Raw genomic sequence first — 16,067 nt, 5'->3', positions numbered from 1 at the left:
GCTGGCAAGTAGGAGTAGTCATGGTTTTTGTAGTCTAGTCAACCACAAAAGTAAGGCTAACAACTACTTGCCATTTTTATGAGAAAGCCCTGATGGGAAGATAGAGAGGTGGGCCTCTAACGCGGAAATTATAAGAATCACGTATACCTGAGTATGCTGAATCTAGCCGAAGCGGTACTAGAGAAGTAGAAAAATTGAGGAAGGTACGTGATTGCTAGGTACGTGATGCCCGCCAAATTCCCGGCGGGCATCACTTTTTTTAGGAAAGTACCTCCAGGCGGTAGCCCAGGCCGTGCACGGCCACGAGGCTGAGCTTGGGGTCGTTGCGCAGCATCTTGCGCAGGCGCGACACAAATACGTCCAGGCTGCGGCCTACGATGACGCCCTCGTCTTCCCAGACGGTTTTCAGGATAAAATCGCGCTCAAGGACCTGGTTGGGGTGGCTTACGAGCAGGGTCAGCAGCTTGGCCTCGCGGTAGGTGAGGTGGTAGGTACTTTCGCCCGAGACGAGCCGGTAGGTAGCGGTGTCCCACAGCGAGCCGCCGAAGGGTACCTGGGAGGTACTTGGTTGGGCGGGGTTTGGGTTATCAAGCGGAGGCGACGGCTCCCGGCGGGTGCGGCGCCACGCCAGGTACCCCAGGGCCGTGAGCAACGTACCCAGGGGCATAAGCCACCAGAAAGTACGGGTGGTAGCCGTTTGGGCGCTGGAGTAAAAGCTGACCCGTAGCTGGTAACAACCCGGCTCTTTTTGTCGCCCGTGGCAGGGTACACCGTCTTTTGAGTGTAAATCGGCCCAGCTGTAGCCCAGCTGCAAAGTACCCCGCGAACAATCCAGCACTGCCACGTCGTAGGCGCGGTGGATACCGTGTAGCTCCAGCGATTCCTGCAAGAGCTGCGGCAGCTGGTCGTAGTCAAAGAGGTCGTTGAGCCGCAACACGAAGGTACCTTCATCGGGCTGTTGCACGGGCAAAATGCGCGTGGTGGAGTCGCCGTTGGCGGTGAGGAGCTGGTGGGCCGTGCGGCGGAGGGCCAGGTTTACTTTTTCGGCAAAGCGGGCGGTGTCATCGCGGGCCAGGGCGCGGTCAGTACCGCCCGGCCAAACGCCCAGCAAGACCAGGATTAGCCGGAGCAAAATCCTGATCTTGCGTAAGAAACAACGATTTACGGCTTCATTCATTTTTATGTAAATTTCCGTAAAGTACCTCAGGCAAAGGTACCTAAAACGCCCCTGGCTTTAGCAGCCGTCCTTCCCTTTATTTGCGCCAAAAAACCAGGGCATGTACGGCGCATACAGCGGTTGCTTAACCGTGATCGTCCGTTGCCCTATCTCTTCACTCGTCGGGTCTACCACGAGCTCGTCGCCGGGCTGCGCGCCGCGAAGTACCGTGGCAATCTCAATTTCCGTAACGGCGTGGTTGTGGGCGTAGGCGCTGGCATCGACTATCTTTCCGGCCCGCCGGAGGTAGATCAGGAAAGGTACCTGTGCGGCGGGGGCAGCAGCCGGGTCGTTTTTCACGAGCGAAAGTACCCCGCTGGTACTGGTCGTGAGCCGGGTAAGGTCCATCGGCTTGCCATTCAGTAGAAAGGGGTTAAAGTAAAAAGAGTCGGTATGGGATTTGGGAAAAGCCAGGAAGGCCGAAAAAACAACTACCCCCAGCGAACCAAGAAGCAGCGACACGATTTTGTTTTTCATGATTAATAGATGGTTATATAATGAAAAGTACCCGTAAGGGCGTTTACTGAACCAGAATCTCGTTGTGCGGCAGCGCGTACAGGTTGCTGGTCGTTAGCAGGACAATCCGGTCGCCTTTTTTGCACTGACTAAGTACCCGCTGGATGTCCACCTGCCGGTAGGTTTCGTCCGAGTACATCAGAAGCGTGTGGGTTTGCTCGTCGCGGATGGCCACTTTGAAGTCGATTTTATCAATCGCCTTACTGGCCTGCGGGCTCAGCTCCGCCGTACACACCGTGAGCTGCCCCGTAGCTCCGGCCGCGACGGTACAGGTACCCTGGGGCGAGTATTCGTTCACGATCATTTTGTTGTTCAGGAAAGCCGCCGAGCAGGCGCTAAACGGGGTTTGTCGGCTAAAGGAGAGCGCTGATAAGCAGAGCAAAAAGCTGGCGATGAGCCGGGTTGCATTTTTCATAAAGTACGTTTTTAAGGATTGGAAAATTGGGATTTCTGATACGATAACCAAAGGTAGGAGCCGGGCCTCAAGCGGGCGTAAAAGCCGGGTAAAACATTGTAAACGAATTGTAAAAGTACCTCGACGCTCCCCCGAAAGGCTTGGATTGCTCCGATTTGCCGTTATTTTTGTAAGGAACCATGTACAAAAAAACGGGAGCGAATGAAAACGAAAGGGTACAGATACCTGCTGGTGGCGCTGGGGGTACTTTGGGGCGGAAGCCTATGGGCGCAGGATGCCAAGCATTGGTATCAACTGGCTGATAGCTGCGTTCAGGTGAAAAGCTTCGCACTGGCCGGTGAGTACTACCAGCGCTACGCCGAAAGCGCCGACTTCCGGACGCAAAAAGCGCGGGGCTACTACAACACCGCCTGCTGCTACGCCCTGGCCGGAAAGCCCGACTGGGCCTTCCCGATGCTGGAAGCCGCCCTGACCCACGGCTACGCCAACTACCAGAACCTGGCCCATGACGAAGACCTGGCGAGCCTGCGCAGCGACGATGCGCGCTGGCAAAAAGCCCTGCGGCGGCTGAAACCCAACCGGAAATCGCTGAACACCGACCCGCGCCAGGCGCAGTTTCATACCGAGGACATCGCGCGGTTTTGGCGGGCCTACGACGCCGCCAAGCAGCAGCCCGAGCAGCAAAAGGAGATTTTTAAGAAGTACTACTTCGAGCCCGCCTCGGAGGGCATGCACGACTACCTGGGCATGAAGGTCGGTAGCATCGACGCTTTCCTGAAGCACCATAACGAACGGCCACGCTTCTATACCGCCCTGCGGCCCAATACCCTGCGGGTGGAGGCGTATAAAGAAGATTTTTACCGCGCGTTCCAAAACCTGAAAGCGCTTTATCCGGAGGCGGTTTTTCCGGACGTGTACTTTATCATGGGGGCCTTTACCAGCGCGGGTACCGTGTCGGACGCCGGACTGCTGATCGGGATCAATCAAATTGCGAAAACCGACGAAGTACCTACGGATGAACTCTCGCTTTGGCAGAAAAATAACTTTCAGAAATTGAGTAGCCTACCCGACATCATTGCCCACGAGCTGATCCATTTTCAGCAGGATGACATGAAGTCGGACACCATCACGCTGGGCTACGCCATCATCGAGGGCATGGCTGATTTTATGGGCGAGCTCATCAGCGGGCGCAATTCCAACGCGCGCCTGGATGTATGGGCCAAGGGCCGGGAGAAGGAGATTTGGGCGCGCTTCCAGAAAGATATGTACCATGATCGCTACTCGAACTGGATCGGGAATGGCGACCAGGAAACCCCCGACCACCCCGCCGACCAGGGCTACTGGGTAGGGTACCAGATCTGTAAGGCGTACTACGACAACGCCGCCGACAAGAAAAAGGCCATCCACGACATGCTTCACATCCAGGACTACCGGGCTTTCCTGGCCCAAAGCCAGTGGGAGGCGAAGGTGGCCGGGCTCTAGGTACCTTCTGCGCAAGGTACCTGATCCAGAAAGGAGCCATTTTTTTTTACTTTATACAAGTACCAAAAAGCGCACGATTTCGTACCGCTGGCAGAAGTAGTACGTAGGTACTTTTTTCTTTACTAGGGGAAAAAGGTACTTTGGCGCGTCAACGTACCAGATAACTGCTATCTTCCCTCCATGCGTGAACTACTGCAAGTATCGGGCCTTTCCAAATCCTTCGGGGGCGTTAGGGCGCTTGACCGCGTCCGGTTTACGCTTCGCGCGGGCGAAGTGCACGCGCTGATGGGCGAAAACGGCGCGGGCAAATCGACCTTCATGAAGATCCTGATGGGCTTGCTCACGCCCGACGCGGGCGAGGTACTTCTGGAAGGACAGCCGCTGCGGGGTCAGAACGTACACGAGGTACTTCGGCGGGGCATCGCCATGATCCACCAGGAAATCCTGGCCGTACCGGAGCTCACGGTGGCGCAGAACATGTTTCTGGGCCGTGAAAAGGACGTTGCCGCTGGGCGCTGGGGCTGGGTAAACGACCGCAAAATCAACCAGCTGGCCGCGCAGCTGCTCGATCAACTGGGCCTGGACCTGGCCCCCACTACCCCCATGAAGTACCTCAGCGTGGCCCAGATGCAGATGGTCGAGATCGCCAAGGCGCTTTCCAACCACGCCAAGGTACTGATCATGGACGAGCCCACCTCCGCCCTTTCCGACCGCGAGGTAGGTACTTTGTTCAGGATCATCCAAGATCTGAAGCGCCAGGGCGTAGCCATTATTTATATTTCGCACAAGATGGACGAAATCTTCGCCATCGCCGACACCATCACCGTACTGCGCGACGGCACGTACATCGGCACGCGCCCCGCCGCCGAGCTCGACCAAAGTACCCTCATTGCCATGATGGTGGGCCGCGAGATCAATGACCTCTTTCCCGCCTCCACGGCCCACCGCGGCGAGGAGGTACTTGCGGTCCGGAACCTGACCCGCGCGGGGTACTTTACCGACGTGAGCTTCGAGGTACATCGGGGCGAGGTCCTGGGCCTGGCCGGACTCATGGGCGCCGGACGCACCGAACTGGCGCGGGCTATCTTTGGGCTGGACCGGGCCGATAGCGGCGAAATCTACCTCAAAGGGCAAAGGGTACTTATCAGCTCCCCGCGGGAGGCCATCCGGCGGGGCATCGGCTACGTCAGCGAAGACCGCAAGGCGCTGGGTTTTGTACCGGGGCTTTCGGTGCAGCAAAACCTCACGCTGGCGAGCCTCCGTAGCCACCAAAAAGGCGGACTCATCCGGGAGCAGAGCGAGCGAACCGCCGCTGCCGCCATGATCACCAACCTGCGCATCAAGGCCTCCGGCCCGGATCAGCCAGTAACGTACCTGAGCGGGGGCAACCAGCAGAAGGTCGTCCTGGGAAAGGTACTTTTAACTTCGCCCGAGCTCATCATGCTGGACGAACCCACCCGCGGCGTGGACATCGGGGCCAAGTTTGAGATTTATAAACTAATCAATCAACTAGCGGCCAGCGGCCTGGCGGTGATCCTGATCTCGTCGGAACTACCCGAAATTTTGGGCCTCAGCGACCGGGTACTGGTGCTGTCCAAAGGCCGCCCGACCGCTCTGCTCAGCAAGGCCGAAGCCACCCAGGAAACCATCATGCAGTACGCCATGCAGCATTAATCCGTTTTGTTTTATACACCCTCTAAACCCGTAAACCCATGATAGCTACCCTAGCGCCAGCCTCTCTTTTAGCGAGCAGAAGGAAAAGGATCGCGGCCTTCATGATAGACCATTTTGTCATAACCCTTTTGATGGTCTCTGTCGTTTTTTTGGCGCTTGGCCCCAACTTTTTAGACGAAACCAATAGGCGTCAAATGCCCGGCATCATGGCTGCCGTTTTGATGGTTGGCCTTTTGCTTTACTTCGCCAAAGATAGCGTCAAGGGCATGAGCATCGGGAAGTGGATTATGGGCATTGGCGTACGGGATGAAGCGGCGCTTCACGAAGTGCCTTCTTTGGGCCGGTTGTTTTTAAGGAATGTTTTTATTCTAATCTGGCCGGTTGAGTTAATCGTGTTGGTAATAGATCCGGAAAAGAAAAGATTGGGCGATAAAGTGGCGAAAACCAAGGTTTTTGAAAACGAGAATAAGCCCAAAGCGCTGACGCGTATTTTAACGGGTATCGGCCTGGGGGCGGTCTTTATTGCCTTTGCTTTTTTATTCACAAGTAGTGCCGTAAAAAATTCCGACGCCTATCAGGTAGCGATTAGGGAAATTGAAAACAACAACGAAATTCAGGCCGAGACGGGGGGGATTAAAGGATACGGAATGATCCCCAGCGGAAATATTAACATCACTGACGGATACGGCCAGGCGCAATTGGAAATTAAAGTACTCGGTAGCACCAAAAACCTCACCGTTTTGGCTTATTTGGAAAAACAGCCGGAAGGAGCATGGCAGCTCGTGCAGCTGGATGAGAAATAGGGGCTCTTCCCTTGCATGTTACCATAAAGGCGGAGGTACTTTATGGAGTACGATTGCCCGTTAAGTATGCGATTAGTTTATTTACTTACCTAAAAATGAAAAGTACCCTTACCGACAAAGTACCCCTCCGCCGTATAGGCCAGTACGGCATTTTTCTGGCCCTGGTGCTCATCTGCCTGGTGCTGGCGCTCATTACCCCGAAGTTCCTGACGGTACCCAACCTCACGATCATCGTTACGCAGGTGTCGATCAACGCGCTGCTGGCCTTTGGCGTCACGTTCGTGATCATTACCGGGGGCATTGACCTCTCGCTGGGGTCGATGGTGGCCGTGACGGGCGTCGTGGCGGCTTCCTTTGCCCACCCCGATACCTACCCGTTGGTGGTACCGCTGGCGATGGGCCTGCTGGCGGGCGTGCTCATTGGGGCGTTCAACGGTTTTGTCATTACCAAGAGCAAAGTACCCCCGTTCATCGTCACGCTGGGTACCATGACCATCGGCCGCGGTCTGGCGCTGATCCTGAGCAAGGGGCGGCCCATCTCCAACCTCTCCGACACCTTCAACTTCATCGGTGGCGGTAAGGTACTTGGGGTACCTTTTCCCATCCTTGTGCTCGTCGTGGCCTTCGTGAGCTGCTCCGTAATACTCAGAAAGACCGTCCTGGGGCGCTACATGTACGCCGTCGGGGGCAACGAGCAAGCGGCGCGGGCCTCGGGCATCGACGTGAGCAAGGTCAAAATGTGGGTATACACGCTCAGCGGCGGACTGGCGGCCCTGGCGGGAATTGTCCTTACGTCGCGCATTACCACCGGCCAGCCCAACGCCGGCGTGGGGTTCGAGCTCAACGCCATTGCGGCGGCCATCATCGGCGGCACAAGTACCTCCGGCGGCACGGGTACTATGGCGGGTACCCTGATCGGCGCGCTGCTCATCGGGGTCATCAGCAACGGCCTGGATCTGCTCAACGTCACCTCCTACTACCAGCAGGTGGCCATGGGCGTGATCATCATCGGGGCCGTGGTGCTGGATAGTTTCAACCGAACGTCCGCTTCCTGAGGTACTTTATTAATTCCTTTTTGCCAAAAGAAAATCTTCAATAACCAATTAAAAATCAGGCATGAAACGACTACCTATCACGATACTGGCGGCCACGGCCCTACTGGGTACTTTCTTCACGGGCTGTAATCGCGGCGACGAATCGGGCTCTAAACTGACCGTGGGCGTGTCGATGCTCAGTATGCAGAACGAGTTCATCGTGAACGTGAGCGACGAAATGGAGAAAAAAGCCAAGGAACTGGGCGTGGAGCTGGTGGTGGTCGATGCCGAGCGCTCGGCGCTGAAGCAGGTGGAACAGATCGAGAGCTTCGTGGCCCAGCAGGTCGACGCCATCATCATGAATCCCTGCGAAGTAGAGGCCAGCTCTCCGGCCGTGACGCGGGCTCTGGCGGCTAATATCCCGATCATCAACGTCAACTCCGAAACCAAAACCCAACCGACGGCCTTTGTGGGCTCCGACGACGTGGAGTCGGCCCGGATCGCGATGAGGTACATTGCCGAACGGCTGGGCGGCCGGGGCAACGTGATCATGATCCACGGGTACATGGGGCAGGCCGCGCAGCTCAAGCGCGAGCAGGGCGCGCGCGAAATCCTGCAAAACTACCCCGGCCTGAAGCTCATCGCGCACCAGAGCGGCGAGTGGGACCGCTCCAAGTCCATGTCCTTGATGGAAAACTGGATTCAGTCGTACGGTGGACAGATCAACGCCGTCTTTGCCCAGAACGACGAAATGGGCATGGGGGCCGTCAAAGCCCTGACCGCCGCCGGGCTCAAAGACAAGGTCGTGGTGGTGAGCATTGATGCCATCCCCGACGCCCTCGATGCCGTGAAGAAGGGTACTTTGGACGCCACCGTGTTCCAGAACGCCGAGCAGCAGGGCGCCCGCGCCGTCGAAACGGCCCTGAAAGCCGCCAAAGGCGAGGCCTTCGACAAGCAGGTACTTATCCCCTTCGAGCTGGTGACCAAAGAAAACGTAGCGCAGTACCTGAAGTAGGTCTTGGGGCGTTGGTTTGACAGTCGTAGACTGTGATTATATATAACCACCGGCGGCCGTCGCACGGTTGCCAACCGCCGGTAGTGTGCCAGCGCGTTTAAGCCAAACCGCAGCGGCTTGGCTGTCTGGTACTTTGTCCGAAAAAAAGTATATTTGAAAAAAACGGCCTGTTTTATGGAAGCCATCACCGGACAAATACCCGAAACACTGCTGTACGAAGCATTCGGCGGGCGAAAGTACTACCGCCGGGGCTATCGTCAGGTACTTTTAGGGCTAAAAAATGAAAGTGAAGTCATGGGTAGTAGCGTTTTTCAGTCGCTTATCGTATCGGCGCTGATCTCCAGCTATCGCCGGTTTGCAACCGTGCGACGGTCGCCGGTGGTTTAGAGTAATTTAAGTTTTCAACTGCGCGGCGTTCGTCCTAACCACCGCCTTGAAGTCTATCCCTGGGCCGACGAGGTACCTCTCTTTGATGAATATACGTTCTGCCTGCAAAGGATTTTGGAAGAGGAAGGGGTTTTGCCGGAGGGGGATAATTAATGTGAGAAAGGTTATTGAATATAAAATTATTTTTAAAGTTTTTTCAGTTTAAGGCCGTGATTGTTCCCAACTACCAATGTATATCAGACTACTGGAAAATTGCAGCAGAGAGAGGTGGTATCTTTTACGGCTTTAAATAGACTATTTAAAGGTTATTTCTGAGTAGTTATTTTTTTAAATTTAAAAACCTTAACTTTAAATATAGTATAAATGCAAAATACATATAATTTTATAAATTTAAAGAAAATTAATTTAAGGAATTTTTCTCTATACAAAAAGAATGGTATTCTTTTTGAGGTAGACGAAAAGATTAACAAAGGTGTCTATTGCCTAGCAGGAGCAAACGGATTAGGGAAAACAACCTTTTTAAATTCCATAAACTACTGCTTGACAGGAATAGTTTTAGAGCCAAACAAGCAAGTACTATCACCATCTGAAATAGTGAAATCCTACAAGGATTATACAAAGAGATATTACGTCGGCAGAATTCATGAGAAAGATAAAAACCAAGCAGAAATTGAGGTTACTTTTAAAGTTAGCGATAAGTATTATAGATTAGTAAGAGGTTTTTTTGAAAGAGAAAGCCTTAGAGTATTAGAAATATACAAACTTGAAGGTTTGAAAAAAATATCTCTCGTCACAGGAGACGGGTTAAGCCCAATTGAATTAAACGAACTATATCAAAAGTCACTATCTAGTGATATTGGATTTGTAAATTTTGATTATTTCATATTTTATCAATTATATGTTTTAACATTTGATGAAAATAGAAATATGATATTTTGGGATGAGAGAGCATCATCTAGTGCATTGGCAGTAGCTTTTAATTCAAATCCAGAAGATGCAGAAAAAATATCAGAATTGATAAGAAGAATGGAAAAGCATGAATCGAATGGTAGGAATGCTAGATGGCAGGCAACACAAGCTAAGACAAAATTTAAAGATCTAGAAAAAGAAATAAAAGATAAGAAACCAGCAAATTTGCAAAAATTAGAAGATGAATTGAATGAGTTATATAACAATTCTGATAAATCAGAAAAAACCTATAATAATATTAAGATAGAGTACGACTCTATTTTAAAACAACAAAGTTATCTGAATTCAGAAATAATGATTCTTAAAAACGATCACACAAGATACTTTTCAAAGTACTCAAAGCCACGTTCAAAGTTAGTTGATAATTCAAATATTCAATTTGCGATACAAAAGAAAGAATGTTTAGTTTGTGGATCAAGCGGAGCACACATTCGGGAAAATATTGAACGAAATATTCATAAGGATGAATGCCCGCTCTGTGATACAATAATTAATGATAAAAATAATACAGAACAAATTGAATTACTAGAATTGATTGAAACGAATGATAAGATAATTAGTAGTAAAAGCCAAGAGCTTGAAAATCTTATTTTGGAGATGAATGGAAAAATAGATCAGCTTGAAAAAGCTGAATTTGAGTATAATAGAAATAAAGAGAAATTAAACGAATTTCTTACAGATAACCCGTTTATTTCATATAAAGGATCGGGAAATAAAAATTTAGAATCATTAATAAAGCAATATAAAAGTCAATATGAATTAGCTGATAGAGAATCTATAAGTGAATACTCAAAGAGAGATAAATTAAAACCAGAATATGATTCTTTACTCGATAAGGTAGAGACAGCTTACAAAGATGCCGAACTTGAATTTGTGCCAATATTCAAAAAATTGGCAAAAAGTTTTATAGGGCTAGATTTGAATATCCAACCTAAAAGAGTAGGTAAATCTATAAAGTTAGTTTTAGAGATTCAAAACACTGCTAGGACAGAATCATTTCAGCTTTCAGAAAGCCAAAGATTCTTTCTGGATATTGCATTAAGAATGTCTCTTGCAATATTTCTATCTGGATCTGATGGCGCAACTATGTTAATCGATACTCCCGAAGGATCGTTAGATATTGCTTATGAAAGTAGAGTTGGGAATATGTTTGGAAAGTTTGTAATGGAATACCATCAAAATTTAATTATGACTGCGAATATTAATGCATCTCAACTTCTAATATCATTAGCAAAGGAATGCGGAAGCAGTAACATGAAAGTAAGGAGAATGCTTGATTGGACTGATCTGTCTGAAATTCAAAAAGAAGGCGAAGGCTTGTTTAAGATGGCATATGATAGAATTGAATACGCACTAAACGAAAAAAATAACGTATGAATAGTCAAGTAATCCCAGAGGCTTTTTTTGATAGCCTATCATTAGCACATAAACTAGACAATTTTCTTGATGGCTTTAAATTAGAAGAGATTCATCTTTTTTCCTACTTTTCTTCTATTTTATTTCTTTATAGAGGCCATAGAATAAGCGACTGGCACTACAAGTTTACCTTAGATAGTATGGGCTACCCGTTTTCAACCGAAATTAATGAGGCCACGAAAAGGCACATACAAAATGGCATCTTTGAGAAGAGGAATTCCTATTTTACAATTTCTGGAAGAGGTACAGATGAGTTTATAAAGTTTAAATCTTTGTCAAATTTCCTTAAAAGAGAAGAATTCTTGGATGCAGCATGTACAACTAGTATTTTAGTACCTTACAAACAAACTGAAAGAGCATTATTAAGTGATTCTGAAATAAATAAAGCTAAAAAACTTGACAATAATTCGTGGCTAGACCAAAGCGAAATTTATCAAAAATTTAGAGATTTAAGTCAAGAAGTAGGAATTGTTTCGGATAATCTTGTTGTACCAGCAATAACTTGGGTAAATTTTTTAACTGAAAAAAATAAATTATAATGTATGTCAAACAATGATGAACTTATGGCTAATGTAACTAATCATTATTTGATTCAAGTTCAGAAAGCCTTCGGTGAAATAGAAGGAGGAGCGAGAGCTGTTGAAATTATTGTTAAATCTCTTAAAGAAATTTATAGATATTTTGAGCCCGCGTACTTTAATGGTAGTTTTTTTGTATTAAAACATTTAAAGGATCAAAAATTATTTGATGAGGGCAATGCAAAAGTTATCTATGACAAAAACATTTTTTTGAATCGTACGAGTGGCTCTTTTTTTATTCAAGTTTCGGCCACTGAACAAATTTTAATGTCTGAAAGTGAAAACTTTGATGTGTTACTAAGGGATAATCATACATTGATATATCACTATGAAAACAATAAAGAATTTTTGTATGCAAATGGCTCTAAAATAGATATTACTCTATATGACAGGGGTAGTAGATTTGCGTCTCAATACACCGAACTGTATTCTGCATTACAAAATTATGGTATTAATAAAATTTTTAATTCTTCTTGTTCCTATTTTGTTAAATCTTGGGCAGATGAAAATCGACTTTTCTTTACAGGAGGAGGACGTGGAAATAATATTCCTGAAAAGTTTATGCAACTATCACTCTATGAATTTTTGTCTACCTCGTTAGATAGAGGAGTATCAATTGACCCGGTTCGAGAGTTTAATATAATGGGAGATGCAACAAAACCAAAGCCTGTTGATATAAAAATTACATGGAGAGAAGCAAATAGAGTTGCTATAATTGAATTAAAATTTTTAGGTAAAGTAAAACCTGAAAGCGGTACCATTTACCAATATACTGATCGTCGTGCTAATGAAGGGATAGAACAATTGAAAGGATATCATGATAATTTATCTTCTGATTCACCAAAATCAATTTTAAGATCGTATTTGTTAGTGATAGATGGGAGAAGAAACAATCTTAAAGATGACGATGTACGTATTAACTATTTTGACGGTATGTTTTTTAAAGATAAAGAAATTTCGATTGACACAGATAAATTATATCATTTGAATATCCCTAGCTTTGAAAAAGTAGTTAAATTGTTTGCAACCCCCAAAACAATATAGTATATATATGAATTATTTCCTGAATAAGGATTTCTATTTAATGGATAGTGGTTTCTCGAATTCTGAGGACACGACCAAATTACCAAGACATCGTTGGTATTATTACAAAGAAGGATTTTCTCCTAATCTAGTTGAGAAAGCTATTGAACACGCTGATATTGGTATTGATGATTTGATTCTAGATCCTTTTAACGGTAGTGGAACTACTACGCTTACAGCTTCATATTTAGGCTATAATTCAATTGGAATAGAAGTAAATCCATTTACATCTTTTTTGTCAATTGCAAAATCAAAAAAAACAACACTAACTAGACTAAATCTTGGTGAAGAAAAAATCCTTAAATCTTTCAATGGGAGATCAATTTCACCATTGATTGGTTTTTCGACTTTTTCAGAAAAAGAAGGATTAGATAAATGGCTCTTTAATAGTACTGTGCTAAATGCATTTGAGAATGCTTGGCTTGCCAGTTTAAAAATTAATGATCCTGATACCACAATGCTTCTGAGATTAGCCCTCATCTCTTCTGCTATGCAAAACTGTAATGGTAAACGAGATGGAAAGTGTTTTAGATATCGTTCAAGCTGGAAAACATATAATTTTGACAAGGACAGTTTTTTTGTTGCCTTTAAGAAGAACATTCAGATTATAAGAGAGGATTTATCTACTAAGGAACTTTTGATTAATCCTAGTATTGTTAATAAAGATGCTAGGCTATACTTGCAATCCCAAAATTTCAAAAAAAAATTCAAGCTTTGTGTTACTTCTCCACCATATCTAAATACTTTCGATTATACTGATATATATAGACCTGAGTTGTTTTTGGGTAAATTTATTATGAACAGTCAAGATCTATACTCTCTTCGTTTGAAAACTGTTAGATCTCATTTACAAGCTAAATGGGAAAGGCCTTTGTCAAATGACTTTGGGCTATTATACTCTCAAACAATATCTTTATTGTTGAACAATACTGATCAATTGATGGATAAAAATATCCCACTTATGGTTCAAGCATATTTTGAGGATATGTTTAACATCCTATTGCTTTTGAAAAAGAATGCGGAGAAACATGCTCAGATTTGGCTAATTGTTTCTAATTCCGCTTATGCTAATACTGAAATACCAGTTGATTTAATAATTGGAGATATTGGTCATAAGGCGGGTTGGTTTTTAAAAGAAATTGGCGTTTTGAGAAATATTAAGAGGAGAAAAACAAAACATAGCCCAGATATAAATTTTTTACGTGAAAGCGTCATTATTTTTTCGAATAGCAAGTTTTAACTTGTGGATTTTTTCATATTTCTGGTTTAGAATTGTCCAAGTTTTCAACTGCGCGGCCCCCCGCCCCGCCCCTGCTACCGCCGGTTTGAAACCGGTGGTTAAAAATAATCCAAGTTTTCAACTAACCCATGAGCCGAAATTATAAAATACGGGACCAGGGTGGGGTGTACTTCGTCACGATGACGGTGGTTGGCTGGATCGACCTCTTTACCCGAAAGGAATACCGTGACCTTTTTCTGGAAAGCGTGCGCTACTGCCAAAAGGAAAAAGGACTGATTGTGTACGCCTGGTGCATCATGTCCAACCACATTCACCTGATCGTCAGAGCCGAAGAAGACAACCTTTCGGCCGTGATCCGCGATTTGAAAAAATTTACCAGCAAGCAATTATTTGCCGCCATCGAGGCCAATCCGGAAGAAAGCCGACGGAACTGGATACTGGCTATTTTTCGGAAAAGCGGAGAATTTAACTACAACAACGTTAACTTTCAGGTGTGGCAGCAGCACAATCAGCCCGTGGAGCTGTACTCACCCGGCGTGATCGAGCAGAAGCTTAACTACATTCACGAAAATCCGGTCCGGGCCGGTTGGGTAGAAAATGCGTGGGAGTACTTATATAGTAGTGCCCGCGACTACGCCGATCAGAAGGGGCTGCTGGCTATTGAATTGATTTAATAGTATGTACCTACAGTCAAAGACTGTGATTATTTATGGCCACCAGTCGCAGACTGGCGGCAGCGGCAGCCAGGCAGCGCTACCGCCAGTCTGCAACCGCGCGACGTCCGCCGGTGGTTAAAAATAATCCAAGTTTTCAACATGAAAGAAACTATGAGTTACAAAATTCTTTTCCTATTAGCTTTCATCTTTACCACTACCACCCACGCCCAGCAAAGCCAGAAAAACGTTTTCCCGGACGGCACGCCCATGCCCGACTGGTTTTTGGACCATAAAAAAATAGCATTGAGCGATCTGGGCAAGCCGTACGTCATCACTGACTTCGGCGTGAAGCCGGATAGTACCCTGGTGCAAACGAAGGCCCTTCAAAAAGTCATCGACGAAGCGGCCCGGCAAGGTGGCGGGGTTGTCGTCATTCCGAAGGGTACTTTTATGAGCGGGGCGCTGTTCTTCAAGCCCAAAACGCACCTGTACGTAGCCGAAGGCGGCAAGCTGAAGGGCTCCGATTCGATCAGCGACTACCCCCTGATGCCGTCGCGCATGGAAGGGCAGAGCCTCGACTACTTCCCGGCGCTGGTGAATGCCTACGGTGTCGATGGCTTTACCATTTCGGGGAAAGGTACCCTGGATGGCAACGGCCTGAAGTACTGGGAGGCGTTTTGGCAGCGGCGGAAGGAAAACCCGCAATGTACCAACCTGGAGGTGTCGCGGCCGCGGCTGGTGTTTGTCTGGAACTGCCACGACGTGCAGGTACAAGACGTGAAGCTGCACAACGCGGGCTTCTGGACCAGCCACTACTACCAGTGTACCAACGTCAAGCTTCTGGACCTGCACATCTTTTCGCCCCACGCCCCGGTAAAAGCCCCTAGTACCGACGCCATCGACATCGACGCCTGCACCAACGTGCTGGTGAAGGGCTGCTATATGTCGGTGAATGATGACGCCATTGCGCTCAAAGGCGGCAAAGGCCCCTGGGCCGACACCGACCCCGCCAACGGCGGCAACGCCAACATCCTGATTGAAGACTGTGAGTTTGGGTTTTGCCACGCCGCCCTGACCTGCGGCAGCGAGGCCATTCACAACCGGAACGTCGTGATGCGCAACTGCCACGTCAACGAGGCCATGCGGGTACTTTGGCTCAAAATGCGGCCCGACACGCCCCAGAAGTACGAGTACATCACGGTAGAAAACATTACCGGCCAGGCGCACAGCCTCATTTACGTCAAGCCCTGGACGCAATTCTTTGACCTCAAAGGCCGCCCGGAAGTACCCTTGTCGTATTCCGAGTACATTACGCTGCGCAACATCGACATGCAATGCGCGATCTTCTTCGATATTGCCACCACCGAGCACGACAAACTAGCGCGCTTCACCTTTGAGAACGTGAAGGTAGAAGCCAAAAACGGTACCTACAATCCCCAGCTGATCGACGGCCTGACCTTCAGGAATACGGTGGTGAACGGGCAGAAGATTCCCTGAAGCTCAGCTTAAAGTACCTCGCTGCCACAGGGTGCCAAGGTACCCCGTGGCTTGATAAAAAACGGATTAGCATACATTCAAAAAAC

General features: G+C 47.7%; 15 protein-coding genes. 12 read left to right on the top strand and 3 right to left on the bottom strand.

The window, feature by feature from the left end:
• Nucleotides 1-259 precede the first annotated feature (259 nt).
• From HNQ92_RS27255 to HNQ92_RS27245, 3 genes are read right to left on the bottom strand one after another with little or no spacing between them, the layout of a single operon-like run.
• Nucleotides 260-1,177 carry a winged helix-turn-helix domain-containing protein gene (locus HNQ92_RS27255; protein ID WP_184179531.1) on the bottom strand — a complete coding sequence of 306 codons (918 nt, stop codon included), beginning with the start codon at nucleotides 1,175-1,177 and terminating at the stop codon, nucleotides 260-262.
• 57 nt (nucleotides 1,178-1,234) lie between these two features.
• Nucleotides 1,235-1,693 carry a hypothetical protein gene (locus tag HNQ92_RS27250; protein WP_184179528.1) on the bottom strand — a complete coding sequence of 153 codons (459 nt, stop codon included), beginning with the start codon at nucleotides 1,691-1,693 and terminating at the stop codon, nucleotides 1,235-1,237.
• 43 nt (nucleotides 1,694-1,736) lie between these two features.
• The gene (locus tag HNQ92_RS27245; protein ID WP_184179525.1) at nucleotides 1,737-2,147 is read right to left on the bottom strand and encodes a hypothetical protein; all 411 of its coding nucleotides are present in this window, start codon (nucleotides 2,145-2,147) and stop codon (nucleotides 1,737-1,739) included.
• 201 nt (nucleotides 2,148-2,348) lie between these two features.
• On the opposite strand from HNQ92_RS27245, the gene HNQ92_RS27240 reads away from it, so the two are divergent.
• The 12 genes from HNQ92_RS27240 (at nucleotide 2,349) to HNQ92_RS27185 (ending at nucleotide 15,981) form a co-directional block, all read left to right on the top strand.
• Nucleotides 2,349-3,629 (top strand): gliding motility protein GldB-related protein, encoded by a 1,281-nt coding sequence (locus tag HNQ92_RS27240; RefSeq protein ID WP_184179522.1) that lies wholly within the window; start codon nucleotides 2,349-2,351, stop codon nucleotides 3,627-3,629.
• A 180-nt stretch (nucleotides 3,630-3,809) separates the two neighbouring features.
• Entirely contained in the window at nucleotides 3,810-5,303 is a 1,494-nt protein-coding gene (locus HNQ92_RS27235) for a sugar ABC transporter ATP-binding protein (RefSeq protein ID WP_184179519.1), read from the top strand.
• Nucleotides 5,304-5,341: 38 nt separating this feature from the next.
• Nucleotides 5,342-6,106, top strand: coding sequence for an RDD family protein (locus HNQ92_RS27230; protein ID WP_184179516.1), 765 nt, complete (start codon nucleotides 5,342-5,344; stop codon nucleotides 6,104-6,106).
• Between the two features lie 95 nt (nucleotides 6,107-6,201).
• The gene (locus HNQ92_RS27225) at nucleotides 6,202-7,161 is read left to right on the top strand and encodes an ABC transporter permease (RefSeq protein WP_184179513.1); all 960 of its coding nucleotides are present in this window, start codon (nucleotides 6,202-6,204) and stop codon (nucleotides 7,159-7,161) included.
• A gap of 61 nt (nucleotides 7,162-7,222) precedes the next feature.
• On the top strand, nucleotides 7,223-8,155 hold the full coding sequence (locus HNQ92_RS27220; RefSeq protein WP_184179509.1) for a sugar ABC transporter substrate-binding protein: 933 nt from the start codon (nucleotides 7,223-7,225) through the stop codon (nucleotides 8,153-8,155).
• 174 nt (nucleotides 8,156-8,329) lie between these two features.
• Nucleotides 8,330-8,542 carry a hypothetical protein gene (locus HNQ92_RS28555; protein WP_221307563.1) on the top strand — a complete coding sequence of 71 codons (213 nt, stop codon included), beginning with the start codon at nucleotides 8,330-8,332 and terminating at the stop codon, nucleotides 8,540-8,542.
• Nucleotides 8,543-8,905: 363 nt separating this feature from the next.
• Nucleotides 8,906-10,888: an AAA family ATPase gene (locus HNQ92_RS27210; protein ID WP_184179506.1), complete on the top strand. Its 1,983-nt coding sequence runs from the start codon at nucleotides 8,906-8,908 to the stop codon at nucleotides 10,886-10,888.
• Nucleotides 10,885-11,466, top strand: coding sequence for a hypothetical protein (locus HNQ92_RS27205; RefSeq protein WP_184179503.1), 582 nt, complete (start codon nucleotides 10,885-10,887; stop codon nucleotides 11,464-11,466). The genes HNQ92_RS27210 and HNQ92_RS27205 overlap by 4 nt, the downstream gene beginning before the upstream one ends.
• Nucleotides 11,467-11,469: 3 nt before the next feature.
• Nucleotides 11,470-12,549 carry a hypothetical protein gene (locus HNQ92_RS27200; protein WP_184179501.1) on the top strand — a complete coding sequence of 360 codons (1,080 nt, stop codon included), beginning with the start codon at nucleotides 11,470-11,472 and terminating at the stop codon, nucleotides 12,547-12,549.
• Between the two features lie 7 nt (nucleotides 12,550-12,556).
• The gene (locus tag HNQ92_RS27195; protein WP_184179498.1) at nucleotides 12,557-13,828 is read left to right on the top strand and encodes a DNA methyltransferase; all 1,272 of its coding nucleotides are present in this window, start codon (nucleotides 12,557-12,559) and stop codon (nucleotides 13,826-13,828) included.
• Nucleotides 13,829-13,956: 128 nt separating this feature from the next.
• A complete protein-coding gene (locus HNQ92_RS27190; RefSeq protein ID WP_184179496.1) occupies nucleotides 13,957-14,502 on the top strand; it encodes an REP-associated tyrosine transposase in 546 nt (181 codons plus the stop codon).
• Nucleotides 14,503-14,655: 153 nt separating this feature from the next.
• A complete protein-coding gene (locus HNQ92_RS27185; protein WP_184179493.1) occupies nucleotides 14,656-15,981 on the top strand; it encodes a rhamnogalacturonidase in 1,326 nt (441 codons plus the stop codon).
• Nucleotides 15,982-16,067: the final 86 nt, after the last annotated feature.

The sequence above is a fragment of the Rhabdobacter roseus genome (assembly GCF_014202275.1).
In the GTDB taxonomy this organism is placed as follows: domain Bacteria; phylum Bacteroidota; class Bacteroidia; order Cytophagales; family Spirosomataceae; genus Rhabdobacter; species Rhabdobacter roseus.
Note: the sequence above shows the minus strand (reverse complement) of the source record. Positions and strands in the feature narration are given on the sequence as shown.